The following is a 15,444-nucleotide window of genomic DNA, read 5'->3' as shown; positions in this document are numbered from 1 at the left end:
AAAAGTTGAAAACTTAAAGTATAGTTAAAAAAATGGATAAATTTTTTGACAAAAAAAGAATAATCCTTTTGTTAATAATTTCCTTTTACTTTTTAGTTCTTTTTAACTGGTCTATAAATATAACCTCTTCTGATGAAGGAAAAAATGCCTATGTGGTTTTAAACATGATAAAAACGAAAAATTTTTTGATTCCCTACTATAACTGCGATTATAGATTTGAAAAACCACCTATGCTTTACTGGATAGGCACTGTAACTTCTTTAATTTTTGGAGTAAACGAATTTTCCTTAAGACTCGTTTCAGGATTATCTGCCATAGGTCTAATACTTTTTTTTTATTTAATAGTTAAAGAGTTTTTAGATAAAAACATTGCCCTAAAAAGCATTTTAATTTTTTTAACACTTCCTCATATCTGGATAGAAGCAAGAGCTTTTACACCTGAGATGCTTCTTAATTTTTTTTCTATCGGAAGTATTTACTTTTTTATAAAAGAAAAACCCGTTTGGGGATGGATATTTTTAGCCTTTGCAGTTCTTACTAAAGGACCTGTAGGAGTTATCCTTCCTTTTGTGGTAATTTTATTCTTCTGGCTTTTTCAAAAAAGATTCCCTATTTTTAATATTTGGGGAATTATTTTATTTATACTTATAGGAGGATCTTGGTATTTTTTTATGCTTTATAAATTTGGATATACCTATTTTTATAAATTTTTTCTTCAAGAAAATTTTTTCAGATATACAGGTAAAAAACTCTTTCATCCTTATCCCTTTTACTTTTATTTCATAATTGTTTTATTAACTACTTTCTTTTATATACCTATTTATTTTAAAATTTTTTCCAAAATTAAATCTATGTATACTTCACCTATTAAACCTTTTTTATTCTGGTTTTTATTTGTATTTCTTTTTTATAGCTTTTCTAAAAATAAACTTCATCATTACATTCTTTTTGCTTATCCACCTCTTTGTGTAATCTTAGCTAATTTCACTTCTGAAAGATATATTAAATGCATTGCAATATTTTCTGGATTTTTACTTTTAATTCTGATTTTACTTTTTAGTAATATCTATGAAAAAAATCGTTTTACTGTTCAGGCTAAAAACTTTTTAAAAACTTATGAAGGTGAGGTTTATTTCTATAAAAGTGATCTTGCCAATCTGCCTTTTTATCTTGAAAAATGTATCCCCGAAATAGAAAATCCCCAAAAATTAAAAAAAGGGCTTATAATTACCAAAAAGAGGTATGAAAAAGTCTTTAATAATTGCACAAAAATTATTGAGGCAAAAGAGTTTAATATGTCCTTTGTTTTGTTAAAATGCGATTAAAAGTTAAAGTTCATATTTAGCGTGCTTTCTAACTATTTCTTTTTTAGTAAACAAAACTTGATACTCTGAAAGACCAAATTTTTCTGAAATTTCTTTTATTCTTCTTTCCACTTCAGTTTTATCTTTTCCGTGAATCATAGTATAAAGATTATAATCCCAATCTTTGTAAGTTTTTCTAAGATAGCAGTGAGATATACAGCTAAGCTCAGTTAAGTATTTACCGATTTCTTTTATTTTTTCTTCTGGAACTTTCCAAGCAACCATGGCGTTTCCTTCAATACCTGCAAGATTTTGTCTAAGAGTTATCCCTATTCTTCTAATTATTTTTTTATCAAGTAAATTTTTAGTAATTTCTAAAACCTCCTCTTCTTTAAGCCCTATGTTTTTAGCAATCTCACGGAAAGGACATTTTGATAGAGGAATCCCTTCTATTAAATGTTTTAAAACCTTTTTTTCTTTTTCAGAAAGTTTTTCCATAATACTTTTAAAATAGAAAGCGGTAAAAAACTATAAGGATTGAAGTTATTATACTTTATGTTAAAATTTATAGCAAGATTTTTTAGACTTTTCCTCTTGACAAAAGGAAAATTCGATTTTATTATTTAATTTGATTGTTTTAGCAGAGTGAGAATAAAGTTCCCCGGTAGCTCAACAGGCAGAGCGGCGGGCTGTTAACCCGTAGGTTGCAGGTTCGAGTCCTGCCCGGGGAGCTTTAAACTCTTAAAATCTTGTAATTCTAGTAAAATCTTAAAAATCTTAAAAATGCAATTTCTATTTTTAGTAAAAACAAAAATCCTTTAGTAAGGAGAAAAAGGTATGGATCAACAAGCAAATGGAAAACTCACTTCTGAAAACTTAGAAGTATTTCTTCCTGAAGAGTTTCCTGAAACAATTACTTCTCCGGTATACCTTTCAGAACTTAGAAAAAAAACCCTTACTGAACTATATGCCTTAGGAGAAAAATTGGGAATTGAGAATATTTATAATTATTATAAAAAGTCTGAAGTCATTTATCAGATAGTAAGCAATTTGCTTAATAGAGAGATAGAGGTTATTGTAGAGGGTGTTTTAGAGGTTTTACCTGAAGGGTTCGGTTTTTTGAGATTTAACGATTATAATTATCTTCCAAGCTCAGAAGATATCTATGTCTCTCCCCCTCAAATAAGAAAATTCGGACTTAAAACTGGAGATACAATATTAGGTTATATAAGACAGCCAAAAGAGGGAGAAAAGTATTTTGCTCTGGCAAAGATTGAAAAGGTTAATTACTATCCTCCAGATGTTGTAAGAACAAGGACTCCCTTTGATCATTTAACTCCTATTCATCCTAATAAATGGCTTCGTTTAGAAACTACTCCTGATAACTATTCAACCCGCATTATTGATCTTTTTGTTCCTATTGGTAAAGGTCAGCGTGGGCTCATTGTTGCTCCTCCAAGGACAGGAAAAACGGTTTTATTGCAAAACATAGCCAATGGAATAGTAACTAATTATCCAGATGTGCACCTCATTATTCTTCTTATAGATGAAAGACCAGAAGAAGTTACAGAGATGCAGAGAACTGTTCCAAGAGCAGAAATTATAAGTTCTACTTTTGATGAGCCTCCTCAAAAGCATACTCAGGTTGCAGAAATTGTCATTGAAAAAGCAAAAAGATTAGTAGAATGTAAATACGATGTAGTTATTCTTCTTGACAGTTTGACTCGTTTAACAAGAGCTTATAATGTGGTGGTTCCCTCAAGTGGTAAACTTCTTTCTGGAGGAATAGATGCTAATGCTCTTCACAAACCAAAAAGATTTTTTGGAGCAGCAAGAAATATAGAAGAAGGAGGAAGTCTCACTATTATTGCTACCTGTCTCATTGATACAGGAAGCAGAATGGATGAAGTAATCTTTGAAGAATTTAAAGGTACTGGAAATATGGAAATAGTTTTAGACAGACGCCTTGCAGATAGAAGAATTTGGCCTGCTATTGATATCCATCTCAGCGGAACAAGAAAGGAAGAACTTCTTCTCCCACCTGAAATTCTTCATAAAGTGTGGCTTTTAAGAAAAGTTCTTTCTCCTTTAAGTCCAGTAGAATGTATGGAATTTTTACTCGAAAAGATGAAAGATACTTCAAGCAATGAAGAATTCTTAAATAAGATGAATCAATAAATGCTATTAATGTTCTAAAGCTACTGTCTGATCTTTAACCTTTTCTTGTAATTCCATAAGTTTCCAAATGTCAAGAGAGGGAGCTTCTCTAAAGAGCGTGGAAGGATCTTCAAGAAGAAGAGCGATCTTTAAAACCTCATCCATATTATCAACCAATATCACTTCTAAATCCTTCAATACTTTAGGATTAATTTCTTTTAAATCTTTTTCATTTTCCTTAGGTATGAGAACGGTTTTTATTCCGCCTCTAACTGCAGCAAGAAGTTTTTCTTTTAATCCTCCTATAGGAAGAATTCTTCCTCTAAGAGTTATTTCTCCTGTCATAGCAACAGTATTTTTAACAGGTATCTTTAAAAGTGCTGAAATAATAGCGGTTGCTATGGTTATTCCTGCACTTGGACCATCCTTTGGTATAGCTCCTTCAGGAACATGAACATGAATATCAACTTTTCTATAAAAATCCAAAGGAAGTCCTAATTGAAGTGCTCTTGATCTCACATAACTCATTGCTGCTTGAACGGATTCTTGCATTACCTCTCCAAGTTTACCTGTAATTTGAAGGTTTCCTTTTCCAGGCATAATAACTGCTTCAATCTGAAGTAAAGCTCCTCCTGTTTCTGTCCAGGCAAGCCCTGTGGCTATACCTACTTGAGGTTGTTCCTCAGCTACTCCATATCTATACTTAGGAACACCTAAAAATTCTCCAAGCTTAGAAATTGTAATTTTAAAAGGTTTAAATTCTTGAGGATTCTTAGCTACATCTTTTGCTATTTTTCTACAAATGGTTGCAAGCTCTCTTTCTAAATTTCTAACTCCAGCTTCTCTGGTATATTTTCTGATAATTTCTAAGATAACATCATCATCTATAGGAACCATTTCAGGCGTAAGCCCATGAGCCTGGAGTTGTCTTGGCAATAAATAATTCTTAGCAATTTCTAATTTTTCTTCTTCAGTATATCCAGGAAGCTCTATAATTTCCATTCTGTCAAGTAAAGCCGGTGGAATAGTATAAAGAGTATTAGCAGTGGTAATGAAAAGAACCTTTGATAAGTCGTATCCCACCTCTAAATAGTGATCCTGAAAAGAATGATTTTGTTCAGGATCAAGAACCTCAAGAAGCGCTGCAGCTGGATCTCCTCTAAAATCCATACCTATTTTATCAACCTCATCAAGACAAAAAACGGGATTAATAGTTCCTGCTTTTCTCATTCCCTGAATAATCTTTCCAGGTAAAGCTCCTACATAAGTTCTTCTATGCCCTCTTATCTCTGCCTCATCTCTAACTCCACCCAAAGATATTCTGACAAATTTTCTTCCAATAGCTTCAGCTATAGACTTAGCTAAAGAAGTTTTACCTACTCCAGGAGGTCCAACAAAACAAAGAATAGGTCCTTTGATAGATTTGGTAAGTTTTTGAACAGCTAAATGTTCTATAATCCTTTGCTTAGGTTTTTCCAATCCATAATGATTTTTATTAAGTAACTCCTCTACCTTTTCTATGTCTATATTATCTTTCGTCTGCTCATACCAGGGAAGACTAATAAGCCAATCAATATAATTTCTAACCACTGTTGCTTCAGCTGACATTGGAGACATAAGAGAAAGTTTTTTAAACTCTCTTCTTACTATGCTTGCAACTTCCTTAGGAAGTTTTTTCTTTTTTATTCTCTTTTCCAGTTCTGCAAGATCACTTCTACCATCCTCTCTTTCCCCAAGCTCTTTTTGAATAGCCTTCATCTGTTCATGGAGATAATAATCTCTCTGAGTCTTTTCCATCTGTTTTTTTACTCTTTCCCTGATGCGGGACTCAATTTTTATAATTTCTACTTCACCTTTAAGATAATTGAGAAGAAATTCTAAACGTTTTTTAACACTAATAGTTTCAAGAAGTTTCTGTTTTTGCTCTAACTTAAGATTCAAAATAGCTGCAAGTCTATCGGAAAACTCTGCAGGACCTTCTACATTAAGAAGATTATTAACCAACTCGGGATTTATTTTTTTATTGTAATGAGAATATTCTTCCAAAGCCTCTTTACAGAGCTTCAAAAGAGCCGTTGTCTCTAAATCTGCCTCAATGATTTCAGTTTTTAGTTCAACCTCAACCTTAAAGTAATCTGCATCAGATAAAAATCTAACAATCTTTCCTCTGTTTAAACCCTCTACCAAAATTTTTAAAGTTCCATCAGGAAGTCTTAAAAGCTGAATTATTTTACATATGGTTCCGACTTTATATATATCCTGCTCGGTGGGATTATCCAGTTTGGCATCTTTTTGAGCAGAAAGAAAGATCAATTTGTCTCCTTCATAAGCCTTTTCAATAGCAAGAATACTTTTTACTCTTCCAATAAAAAGAGGAACCGCAGTATAAGGAAATACTACAATCTCTCTTAAAGGTAGTAAAGGTAAAACCTTTAAACTTTCATCAAACATTACTTTATTTATCCCTCCTTTGCTTTTTTGTTTTTATTAAAAATTAAGATCGGTCTTTCTTTTTTCAAGATTACTTCCTCAGTAACCACACACTCTTTAACATCTGTTAAAGATGGAATCTCATACATTACATCTACCATTACTTCTTCAATTATTGATCTCAATCCACGAGCTCCTGTTTTCCTTTTGGCTGCTTCTTCAGCAACCGCTCTTAGAGCACTTTCAGTAAACTTAAGCTCAACCCCTTCCATTTCAAAAAGTTTTTGATACTGCTTTATTATTGAATTCTTTGGTTCAGTAAGAACTCTTATCAAATCATCTACCGTGAGTTCATCAAGAGTTGCAACCACAGGAAGTCTTCCTACAAATTCAGGAATAAATCCGTATTTTATTAAATCCTCTGGCTGAACTCTGGATAAAATTTCTCCTAAAGTTAAGTCCTTTACATTTTTTATTTCTGCACCAAAACCTATAGATCCTTTACCAAGCCTTCTTTTTATTATTTCTTCCAATCCTACAAATGCTCCTCCACAAATAAAAAGGATGTTTGTGGTATCCATCTTGATATATTCCTGTTGAGGATGTTTTCTTCCTCCCTTTGGTGGAATATTAGCTATGGTTCCCTCAAGAATTTTAAGAAGTGCCTGCTGAACCCCCTCTCCAGAAACATCCCTTGTAATAGACGGTCCCTCTCCTTTTTTAGCAATTTTATCTATCTCATCAATGTAAACAATTCCCTTTTGAGCAAGCTCTAAATCATAATTGGCAGCCTGTAAAAGATAAAGAAGAATATTTTCCACATCTTCTCCTACATAACCCGCTTCAGTAAGAGGAGTAGCATCAGCAATAGTAAAAGGAACTTTTAAAAATTTAGCTAAAGTTTGAGCCATAAGGGTTTTACCACAACCTGTTGGTCCAATCAGCAAAATATTAGTTTTTTGAAGCTCAACATCTTTTGAGCTTCTTCTATTTAATTTTTGATATTCTATTCTTTTGTAATGATTATAAACTGCTACAGAAAGTATCTTTTTTGCTCTTTCCTGACCAACTACATACTGATCAAGATAGGCTTTTATTTCAGCAGGTTTAGGAAGTTTAACCAATCCTTCATCTGAAAGATTTACTCTTTCGTACTCCTCTTCAAGAATTTCATTACATAGCTCTACACATTCATTGCAAATGTAAGCAGACGAACCTGCTATGAGCTTTTTAACTTCACTTTGTGCTCTTCCACAAAAAGAACACCTGGGTTCTTTAGTAAAATCTTTCATATTTCATCTCCTACCTTGTTATTAATATTTTATCAATAATTCCATATTCTAAAGCTTCTTCAGCAGACATATAAAAATCCCTTTCTGTATCCCGAGCAATTTTTTCCTTTGGTTGTCCAGTGTGTTTAGACAAAATCTCGTTAAGTATTTCTCTTAAGCGCAGAATTTCTTTTGCTTGAATTTCAACTTCTGTAGCCTGCCCCTGAAAAGCACCAATTGGTTGATGAAGCATTATTCTTGAATGACGAAGTGCGTATCTTTTACCTTTAGTTCCCGCTGCTAAAAGAACTGCTGCCATACTTGCAGCCTGCCCCACACAAATAGTACATACATCTGGTTTTATATACTGAATCGTATCATAAATTGCAAGACCCGCTGTTACCAATCCACCTGGAGAATTAATATAAAGCATAATGTCTTTGTCAGGGTCTTCAGCTTCTAAATACAAAAGCTGAGCTATAACTAAATTAGCCACATTTTCATCTATAGTAGTGCCTATAAAAACAATCCTTTCTTTTAAAAGGCGGGAATATATATCATAGGCTCTTTCAGTTCTACCTGTCTGTTCTATTACTATCGGTACATAAAATGCCATACTTTAATTCTCCTTCTTTTCCTCTGTTTTTTCTTTAATTATAGGTTTAGCATTATTTACTAAAAATTGCAAGGTCTTTTCTGCCAATTTTTTGGGAAGTATATTAAAATAAACAATTCCGCGTGCCTGTGCTAAAGAAATTTTCAAACCCTTAGAAATACTCTCTACAGTTTTATCTATCTCCTCCTGTGGAATTTCAATATTTTCGAGTTCGGCTATCTTTTCCAAAAGTAATTCCTCTTTTGCCTGTCTTTCAGCAATAGGCTGAAGTCTTTCCTTTAATTTATCAATAGAAATATTAAACTTTTCAAAACTTAATCCATCTCTTTCAAGACCTTCCTTTATTTGCTCTAACAATTGATACATCTTTAACTCCACATATCGGGCAGGTACTTTGAAATCTACTTTTTCTAAAATTTTCTCAAGAAGTTTTTCTCTAAATTTATTTTCATTCCTTCTTTTTTTCTCTTCTAAAAGCCTCTTTCTTATACTTTCTCTGAGAGCAGAAACCCCTTCAAAACCCATGTTTAACCCTTTAACAAACTCATCAGTCAACTCTTGTAACTTTCTTTTATAAACCTCTTTTACTTCTATTTCATACCTCACTCTTTTACCAGCAAGAAGAGGATTTAGCCCATCTTCTGGATATTCTACTTCTACACTAAACCTATCTCCTTCTTTTTTCCCAATTAATTCGTTTTCTACTTTTTCATTAAATTCTCCTGTCCCTACATCTATAAATAAAGCCTCTGCTTGATGCCCAGGTATAAGTTCTTCTCCATCGTATGCAGAAAACTTAATAACTGCTACATACCTTTCTTTAATTGCTTCATCCTTTTCAACTCTTTCTAACTCTGAAAAAGAATACCTAAATTCATTTAAAATCCTCTCTACCTCTTCTTCCTCTATTTCGTCTGGTTCTCTTTCAACCTCTACTCCAACATAATCTTCCCTTTTTATATTAATTTCTGGTCTTATCTCTACTAAAACCGAATAATTAAAAGGTTCACCTTCTTTTAGCTCTCCAAGTTTTTCCACTCTCGGTCTCAGAAGAGGTTCAATCTTCATTTCCTTAATAGCCTCGCCAAGAGTATCCTCTATAATTTTTGATATACTTTTTTCTTCAATTTCTTCTTTGAAAAACTTTTTAACAAGATAAACCGGAACTTTTCCTTCTCTAAAACCTTTAATCCTTGCTTTTTTTCTAATCTCTTCAGTAATTTTTCTAATTACTTCATTTACTTTTTCTTGAGGGACCTCTACCGTTAAAATCTTCTCAACTTCGCTTAAATCCTGCAATTCCACCTTCATACCTTCTTTCTCCTCCTCCAATTTTTTACTTTACCTTACCTTAAATTTAAAAATTTACAAGTTTAGCTAAGCTTTCAAAACTTGTGTCTACTATATTTCTTTTTTACATATTCAATAGCTTCTTCTTTAGTTTTAAGTTTATTTTCCAAAACTTGAAGTTCTACATCCTGCAAAATTTCTTTAAACACTGGTCCTGGTTTAAACCCAAGCTCTATCAAATCATAACCAGTAATAAGCCTCTTTTTTTGTGTCTCTTTTTCTAAGGCATCTTTTAATTCAAAAATTTCATGAAAAAATACTTTTAGGCGTTCCTCGTAATTTGGCTCTTTATCAGGTCCCTGGCTTGCGAAAGAATCTGCCATACAAACTACAAAAAGTTCTCTTAAATAAGGTATATCTCTTATTAAATTTCTCTTAGCCCTCAAGGTGAGCCTTCCTTTTTCCTTTTCATTTAACAAATGAAATGGTCTCATGTGGTTTTTTATAAGAAGACAAATTTTATTAATTAAACTCTTTTTAAATCTCAATCTTTCTGCCATCTCTTTAAAAAGCTCAGCTGAAACCTTTTCATGCCCATAAAAAGTAATCCTATCTTTAAAATCAAAAGTATAAGCTTTACCAAGATCATGAAAAAGACTTGCAAGTTTTACAGATACAACAAATTCCTCATCTTCCATATCTTCTGTTTTTTCAATCCCCAGATATTTTTTCGGATCTTTTAATATCTCCTCAGCCCATTTAAGTGCTTCGAAAAGATGCCCTTCCACATCTAAGTGATGGAAAGAGGGCTGAGGAACACCCTTTGCTGACTCTAAATGAGGAAAAAGCTCTTTCAATACACCGTCTTCATTCATTAGTCTAAAGGTTTCAAAGGATTTAAATGTAGTTAAAATATACAGAAGTTCTTGTAAAATCCTTTCTTTAGCACACCAGTTTATTTTATGTTTGTGAATACGAAAAAGCTTTCTTGTATTTTCTTCTATAATTCCGAAACCATAAGCAAAAAATCTATAACCTCTTAAAATTCTTAAAGGATCTTCTACTATGTTTTCTTCACTAATTGCTCTTATAATTCCCTCTTTTAAATCTTTATAACCAGAAAGTGGATCAAAAATAAGAAGTTTATTCTCAAAAAGGGAACTTACAGGAATAGCCATTGCATTAAAGGTAAAATCTCTTTTTTTTAAATCTTCTTCTATTGTTTCTCCTCTAAACTTAGTAAAATCTATAGTATTTTTACCTTTTGCAAGTCTATATATACCTAATTCTGGGGCAAGTGGAACATAGTTATATTTGAGATATATCTGAGCAAAATTTACTAAAAATGTGATATCTTCTTTGACTGTTAGATCAAGATCAGTAATTTTCTCTAAAGTAAATAAGGCTCTTACTGAGCCTCCTGTTACAAAAAAATCTTTTCTATTTTTGAATTTTCTCAAAAATGATATAATTAATTCTTTTTGAGGAAAATCGAGAAGATTAAAAAACCTATCCCTTGATGTTTCGTTAAATTCTAATAACATTCATGGCAAAAATTTTGGATTCTACTCAGACTCTCTTTTTTCTTCTTGAGAAGAAGTTTCAGGTTGAGAGATTTCTTCTACTTTATTTTCTTCTGCTTTTTTTTCAGAAGGGGCTTCTTTTATTAAACCATATTCTCTCTTTTTTCTTTCAATAAATTCTACAATTTTTTTTAATCTTTCTTTTTTAATCTTTGAACCTTTAGTAGTTATTTTTTCTTCAACCAGTTCTACAATAGCCATCATTGAAGCATCTCCCCTTCTTGGACCAACCTTTATAACTCTGGTATATCCCCCTGGTCTGTCTAAGTATTTTTCTCTTAATTCATTAAAAAGTTTTCTAACAACTTCTTTATCTCTTATAAAAGCTAAAGCCTTTCTTCTTGAAGCAAGATCTCCTCTTTTGGCAAGAGTAAGCATTTTATCAGCTATTCTTCTCAGTTCTTTTGCTTTAGCTAAGGTTGTAGTAATTCTCCCGTGTTTGAAAAGATCTGTTACCATATTTCTCAAAATTGCTTTATGATGCTCTGAATCTCTTCCAAGCCTTCTACTCACTTTTCTGTGTCTCATCTTCTCCTCTCCCCTTTTTATTAATCCTTAGATGGCTTCCATTTAATATCTGTCATTCCAAGTCTTAAATTTAATTTAGAGAGCTTTTCTATAATCTCATCTAAGGATTTTTTACCAAAGCTTCTTAATTTAAGAAGTTCCGTTTCTGTTTTCTGCACCAATTGTCCAACATAGTTTATACCAGCGTTTTTAAGACAATTATATGCTCTTCCTGAAAGTTCAAGTTCTTCTATCTTCATGTTTAATAAATTGTTTATAGGAGTAGCCTCAGCTGCAGTCTCCAGAGATATGCTTTCTCCTTTTAAAAATATCATAAAATGTTCTATCAAAATCCTTGCAGCCTGAATAAGGGCTTCCTTAGGATCTATCGTTCCATCTGTATAAATTTCCATTACCAAACTGTCATAATCACTACTTTTACCTACACGAGCCTGCCCTACAGTAAAATTCACTTTGGTTATAGGAGAAAATATGGCATCTACCAAAATTACCCCTATTTCATTATTTTTGGTATATTCTGCAGGAACATACCCTCTTCCCTTTTCCACCTTTAATTCCATAAAAAGCTTTCCATCCTTGGTTAAGGTAGCAATGTGATGATCTGGATTGGCAATTTCACCTTCTTTGTTTATTTTAATGTCTCCTGCTTTAACCTCTCCTTCTCCTGTTTTTTCAAGTCTGAAATAAAATGGACCTTCTCCGTTAAGTTTAAATCTTACTCCTTTAAGATTAAGAATTATTTCAGAAACATCTTCTATTACACCAGGAAGACTTGTAAATTCGTGTGGGGCACCTTCTATTCTTACCTCTGTAATAGCATAACCAGGAATAGAAGAAAGTAAAACCCTTCTCAAGGCATTGCCAAGAGTTATTCCATATCCCCTTTCTAAGGGTTCTATTATGAACTTTCCATAAAAAGGAAATTGACTATCCTTGTGAACTTTAATTTCTTCTGGTTTAATTAATTCAACTTCTTTTCTCATAGGTTTTTAACCCTCTTTTAAATTTAAAGATTTTTTACAAAATTATTTAGAATAGAACTCAATAATATAGCTTTCCTGGATAGGCATGGTAATATCTTCTCTGGTAGGAAGACTTTTAACTATACCTTTGAAGTTTTCTGTATCAAGCTCAAGCCATGATGGAATTCCTCTTCTCATTACTGTTTCCAGGGATTCAAGAATTTGAGGATTATTTTTATATTTTTCCTTAAGTTCTATAACATCTCCTGGTTTAACAAGATAAGAGGGGATATCTACATTCTTGCCATTTACTTTAAAAAATCCGTGATTTACATATTGTCTTGCCTGAGCACGAGATACTGCAAACCCTAATCTATAAACCACATTGTCAAGTCTTCTCTCAAGAAGTTGTAAAAGATTGTGACCGGCTTGTCCAGGCATTTTGGTTGCCATTTCATAATATCTTCTCATCTGTTTTTCTGAAATACCGTAAATTCTTTTTACTTTTTGTTTTTCTCTTAAACGAATTCCATAGTCAGAAAGTTTAACTCTTATTTGCTGAGGTCCGTGCTGACCAGGAGGATAACTTCTTCTTTCAAAAGCACACTTATCAGTATAACATCTCTCACCCTTCAAAAATAATTTCATTCCTTCTCTTCTACAAAGTCGGCATTTTGGTCCGGTATACCTTGCCACCTTAATTTCCCTCCTTTACAAAAATTTTAAACCCTTCTTCTTTTAGGTGGACGACACCCATCATGAGGAATAGGCGTTACATCCTTAATAAGGGTAATTTTAATTCCTGATCCTTGTAAGGCTCTTAAAGCTGCCTCTCTCCCAGGTCCGGGACCTTTTACATAAACCCAGGCTTCTTTTAAACCATAAGCCTGAGCTTTCTTTAAAGCTGATTGAACTGCTAACTGAGCAGCAAAGGGTGTTCCTTTCCTTGTTCCCTTAAACCCCTCTGTTCCACCACTTGCCCATGCAATCGTATTTCCCTGTCTGTCAGTTATAGTTACAATAGTATTATTAAAGGTTGAATGAATATGAATAATCCCTTCAGTAACGGTCTTTTTAACCTTCTTCTTTTTTGTCTTTTGGCGTGCCACTTTTCAAACCTCCCTATTTTTTCTTTCTTCTTAATGAACCAGGTCTCGGTCCTTTCCAAGTTCGGGCATTAGATCTTGTTCTTTGCCCTCTTACTGGAAGCCCCATCTTATGCCTCAATCCTCTGTAACATCCAATAGATATAAGCCTTTGAATATTTTGCCTAACCTCTTTTCTTAAATCTCCCTCTACTTTGTATTCTTTTTCAATTATTTGCCTAATTCTATTTAACTCCTCTTCTGTTAAATCCTTTATCTTTTTAAACCAATCTACTCCAGCCTTAGATAAAACCTTCTGCGCAAGGGTTCTTCCTATTCCATAAATGTAAGTTAAAGCTATCTCTGCTGGTTTATTTTCAGGAATATCTACTCCTGCAATCTTGGGCATGTTTATCCCTCCTAACCTTGTCTCTGCTTATGCTTAGGTATCTCACAAATGACTCTCACAACCCCCTTTCTTCTTATTATTTTACACTTTCTACATCTTTTCTTAACAGAAGGGCTAACTTTCATAAACCTCTACCTCCCCTTTTCGTAGTCTTTTTTTGATCCTCTGTAAACTATTCTTCCTCTTGTTAAATCATAAGGAGAAAGCTCTACTACTACAGTATCTCCAGGCAATATCCTTATATAATGCATCCTTATTTTCCCAGAAATATGAGCTAAAACCTTATTTCCTGTCTCAAGCTCAACTCTAAACATGGCATTAGGTAAAGCCTCTATAACCTTCCCTTCCAAAAGAATTACATCTTCCTTAGGCATATCTTTTAAATCCTTGATAAAATTTCTGGCCCCTGTGGAGTTATAGCAACAGAATGCTCAAAATGGGCTGCTAAACTTCTATCTTTTGTTACTGCAGTCCATCCATCTTCTAAAATTTCTACTCTATAATCTCCTGCTGAAACCATAGGTTCTATCGCCAAAACCATTCCTATTTCTATTTTTGGACCTTTACCAGGTTTCCCAAAATTAGGAACCTCAGGTGGCTCATGTAATTGTCTTCCTACTCCATGTCCTGTAAATTCTCTAATAACATTAAATCCATGTGCCTCAACATGTCTTTGTATAGCACTTGAAATATCTCCTATTCTATTACCAAAATGAGCTTTTTCAATACCCTTGTAAAGCGCTTCTTCTGTCACTTTAATGAGCTTCTTTGCTTCCTCTGAAATTTCTCCTACTCCCACTGTTAAGGCAGCGTCTCCTACATATCCCTCGTATATAACTCCAAAATCAAAACTCACTATGTCTCCTTCTTTAAGCACTAATTCTTTCTTAGGCATCCCATGCACAACTACTTCATTCACAGATACACAAACTGCATAAGGATATCCTCTATATCCTTTAAACGCTGGTATAACTCCTTTTTTTTCACAAAGTTTTAAAGCTATCTCTTCAAATTCAAAAGTGCTTTTTCCAGGTTTTACTTCTTCCTTTAGGGTAAGCAAAACCTCCATTACAATAGCATTAGCTTTTCTTAATATCTCTATCTCCCACTTATTCTTTAAAATGGGTCTGTTACCTAAAAACTTTCTAAACAACTTATTTTTTCTCTAAAATATTAATAAGTTGATTTGTAATTTCTTCAATGCTTTTGCTACCATCAACTTCAAATAATACACCTTTCTTTCTGTAATATTCAATAAGGGGTGCTGTTTGTTCGTGATAAACTTTCAGTCTATTCCTTACTGTTTCTTCATTATCGTCAGGTCTTTGATATAATTCGCCTCCACAAACATCACATTTTCCTTCTACCTTTGGAGGTTTAAATTTTATATGATACATCATTCCACAATTTTTACAAGTTCTTCTTCCTGTAAGCCTTGTCACTAACTCCTCATCAGGAACTATAAGAGCAAGCACGAATTCTATTTTTTTACCCATTTCTTCTAACATCTTATCCAAAGCTTCAGCCTGAGCAACTGTTCTCGGGAAACCATCAAGAATGAAACCCTTTTGAGCATCAGGTTGACTAAGTCTTTCCTTCACCATGCTTAAAATAATTTCATCTGGAACAAGCTGTCCCTTTTCCATATATTCCTTGGCTTTAACACCCAGCTCAGTTCCCTTAGCCACATGCTCTCTCAACATGTCTCCTGTTGAAATTTGGGGAATTCCATATTTTTCTACTAAAATTTTTGCTTGTGTCCCTTTACCTGCTCCTGGAGGTCCTAAAAATATAATATTCATAGCACAC

The 15,444-nt window shown here is 33.2% G+C and carries 17 protein-coding genes and 1 tRNA gene; 3 read left to right on the top strand and 15 right to left on the bottom strand.

All coding sequences use genetic code 11. The features are described 5' to 3' along the window. Positions 1 to 32 precede the first annotated feature (32 nt). Entirely contained in the window at positions 33 to 1,325 is a 1,293-nt protein-coding gene (locus ACLGLP_RS04800; RefSeq protein WP_492112149.1) for an ArnT family glycosyltransferase, read from the top strand. A gap of 3 nt (positions 1,326 to 1,328) precedes the next feature. Here ACLGLP_RS04800 and ahbB read toward each other — a convergent pair whose 3' ends face one another. Then, the gene (gene ahbB, locus ACLGLP_RS04795; protein WP_492112148.1) at positions 1,329 to 1,802 is read right to left on the bottom strand and encodes a siroheme decarboxylase subunit beta; all 474 of its coding nucleotides are present in this window, start codon (positions 1,800 to 1,802) and stop codon (positions 1,329 to 1,331) included. A 160-nt stretch (positions 1,803 to 1,962) separates the two neighbouring features. Here ahbB and ACLGLP_RS04790 point away from each other — a divergent pair. Further along, positions 1,963 to 2,035, top strand: a tRNA-Asn gene (locus ACLGLP_RS04790). A gap of 106 nt (positions 2,036 to 2,141) precedes the next feature. After that, the gene (rho, locus tag ACLGLP_RS04785) at positions 2,142 to 3,482 is read left to right on the top strand and encodes a transcription termination factor Rho (protein WP_492112147.1); all 1,341 of its coding nucleotides are present in this window, start codon (positions 2,142 to 2,144) and stop codon (positions 3,480 to 3,482) included. 6 nt (positions 3,483 to 3,488) lie between these two features. Here the strand turns inward: rho and lon are convergent, their stop codons facing one another. The 14 genes from lon to ACLGLP_RS04715 all read right to left on the bottom strand — a co-directional run bounded on the left by lon (position 3,489) and on the right by ACLGLP_RS04715 (position 15,437). Then, a complete protein-coding gene (lon, locus tag ACLGLP_RS04780) occupies positions 3,489 to 5,912 on the bottom strand; it encodes an endopeptidase La (RefSeq protein ID WP_492112146.1) in 2,424 nt (807 codons plus the stop codon). A gap of 8 nt (positions 5,913 to 5,920) precedes the next feature. Next, on the bottom strand, positions 5,921 to 7,183 hold the full coding sequence (clpX, locus tag ACLGLP_RS04775) for an ATP-dependent Clp protease ATP-binding subunit ClpX (protein ID WP_492112145.1): 1,263 nt from the start codon (positions 7,181 to 7,183) through the stop codon (positions 5,921 to 5,923). Between the two features lie 10 nt (positions 7,184 to 7,193). Further along, a complete protein-coding gene (clpP, locus tag ACLGLP_RS04770) occupies positions 7,194 to 7,778 on the bottom strand; it encodes an ATP-dependent Clp endopeptidase proteolytic subunit ClpP (RefSeq protein ID WP_492112144.1) in 585 nt (194 codons plus the stop codon). A gap of 3 nt (positions 7,779 to 7,781) precedes the next feature. Continuing rightward, positions 7,782 to 9,089 carry a trigger factor gene (gene tig, locus ACLGLP_RS04765; protein WP_492112143.1) on the bottom strand — a complete coding sequence of 436 codons (1,308 nt, stop codon included), beginning with the start codon at positions 9,087 to 9,089 and terminating at the stop codon, positions 7,782 to 7,784. 74 nt (positions 9,090 to 9,163) lie between these two features. Then, a complete protein-coding gene (locus ACLGLP_RS04760; protein WP_492112142.1) occupies positions 9,164 to 10,612 on the bottom strand; it encodes a tRNA nucleotidyltransferase/poly(A) polymerase-related protein in 1,449 nt (482 codons plus the stop codon). A 21-nt stretch (positions 10,613 to 10,633) separates the two neighbouring features. Further along, entirely contained in the window at positions 10,634 to 11,179 is a 546-nt protein-coding gene (gene rplQ, locus ACLGLP_RS04755) for a 50S ribosomal protein L17 (RefSeq protein ID WP_492112141.1), read from the bottom strand. Between the two features lie 20 nt (positions 11,180 to 11,199). Beyond that, the gene (locus tag ACLGLP_RS04750; protein WP_492112140.1) at positions 11,200 to 12,162 is read right to left on the bottom strand and encodes a DNA-directed RNA polymerase subunit alpha; all 963 of its coding nucleotides are present in this window, start codon (positions 12,160 to 12,162) and stop codon (positions 11,200 to 11,202) included. Positions 12,163 to 12,204: 42 nt separating this feature from the next. Further along, a complete protein-coding gene (gene rpsD, locus ACLGLP_RS04745) occupies positions 12,205 to 12,837 on the bottom strand; it encodes a 30S ribosomal protein S4 (protein WP_492112139.1) in 633 nt (210 codons plus the stop codon). A gap of 26 nt (positions 12,838 to 12,863) precedes the next feature. Beyond that, complete coding sequence (gene rpsK / locus ACLGLP_RS04740; protein ID WP_492112138.1) at positions 12,864 to 13,250, bottom strand: 30S ribosomal protein S11; 387 nt, start codon at positions 13,248 to 13,250, stop codon at positions 12,864 to 12,866. A gap of 13 nt (positions 13,251 to 13,263) precedes the next feature. Further along, positions 13,264 to 13,635, bottom strand: a complete 372-nt coding sequence (gene rpsM / locus ACLGLP_RS04735; protein WP_492112137.1) for a 30S ribosomal protein S13 — start codon at positions 13,633 to 13,635, stop codon at positions 13,264 to 13,266. Positions 13,636 to 13,646: 11 nt separating this feature from the next. Next, entirely contained in the window at positions 13,647 to 13,760 is a 114-nt protein-coding gene (gene rpmJ / locus ACLGLP_RS04730) for a 50S ribosomal protein L36 (protein ID WP_492112136.1), read from the bottom strand. A gap of 6 nt (positions 13,761 to 13,766) precedes the next feature. Beyond that, complete coding sequence (gene infA / locus ACLGLP_RS04725) at positions 13,767 to 14,009, bottom strand: translation initiation factor IF-1 (protein WP_492112135.1); 243 nt, start codon at positions 14,007 to 14,009, stop codon at positions 13,767 to 13,769. A gap of 5 nt (positions 14,010 to 14,014) precedes the next feature. Next, positions 14,015 to 14,788, bottom strand: coding sequence for a type I methionyl aminopeptidase (map, locus tag ACLGLP_RS04720; protein ID WP_492112134.1), 774 nt, complete (start codon positions 14,786 to 14,788; stop codon positions 14,015 to 14,017). Between the two features lies 1 nt (position 14,789). Continuing rightward, positions 14,790 to 15,437 (bottom strand): adenylate kinase, encoded by a 648-nt coding sequence (locus ACLGLP_RS04715; protein ID WP_492112133.1) that lies wholly within the window; start codon positions 15,435 to 15,437, stop codon positions 14,790 to 14,792. Positions 15,438 to 15,444 lie beyond the last annotated feature (7 nt).

This window comes from Caldimicrobium sp. SLHALR3 (genome assembly GCF_058692735.1).
The sequence above is the reverse complement of the archived record's forward strand: the minus strand, read 5'-3'. Positions and strand labels throughout refer to the sequence as shown.

Bases quoted from the DNA above. Each gene is read 5' to 3' on its own strand.
- ACLGLP_RS04800 (WP_492112149.1), top strand. From the start codon at position 33: ATGGATAAATTTTTTGACAAAAAAAGAATAATCCTTTTGTTAATAATT.
- ahbB (WP_492112148.1), bottom strand. From the start codon at position 1,802: ATGGAAAAACTTTCTGAAAAAGAAAAAAAGGTTTTAAAACATTTAATA.
- rho (WP_492112147.1), top strand. From the start codon at position 2,142: ATGGATCAACAAGCAAATGGAAAACTCACTTCTGAAAACTTAGAAGTA.
- lon (WP_492112146.1), bottom strand. From the start codon at position 5,912: ATGTTTGATGAAAGTTTAAAGGTTTTACCTTTACTACCTTTAAGAGAG.
- clpX (WP_492112145.1), bottom strand. From the start codon at position 7,183: ATGAAAGATTTTACTAAAGAACCCAGGTGTTCTTTTTGTGGAAGAGCA.
- clpP (WP_492112144.1), bottom strand. From the start codon at position 7,778: ATGGCATTTTATGTACCGATAGTAATAGAACAGACAGGTAGAACTGAA.
- tig (WP_492112143.1), bottom strand. From the start codon at position 9,089: ATGAAGGTGGAATTGCAGGATTTAAGCGAAGTTGAGAAGATTTTAACG.
- ACLGLP_RS04760 (WP_492112142.1), bottom strand. From the start codon at position 10,612: ATGTTATTAGAATTTAACGAAACATCAAGGGATAGGTTTTTTAATCTT.
- rplQ (WP_492112141.1), bottom strand. From the start codon at position 11,179: ATGAGACACAGAAAAGTGAGTAGAAGGCTTGGAAGAGATTCAGAGCAT.
- ACLGLP_RS04750 (WP_492112140.1), bottom strand. From the start codon at position 12,162: ATGAGAAAAGAAGTTGAATTAATTAAACCAGAAGAAATTAAAGTTCAC.
- rpsM (WP_492112137.1), bottom strand. From the start codon at position 13,635: ATGCCCAAGATTGCAGGAGTAGATATTCCTGAAAATAAACCAGCAGAG.
- rpmJ (WP_492112136.1), bottom strand. From the start codon at position 13,760: ATGAAAGTTAGCCCTTCTGTTAAGAAAAGATGTAGAAAGTGTAAAATA.
- infA (WP_492112135.1), bottom strand. From the start codon at position 14,009: ATGCCTAAGGAAGATGTAATTCTTTTGGAAGGGAAGGTTATAGAGGCT.
- ACLGLP_RS04715 (WP_492112133.1), bottom strand. From the start codon at position 15,437: ATGAATATTATATTTTTAGGACCTCCAGGAGCAGGTAAAGGGACACAA.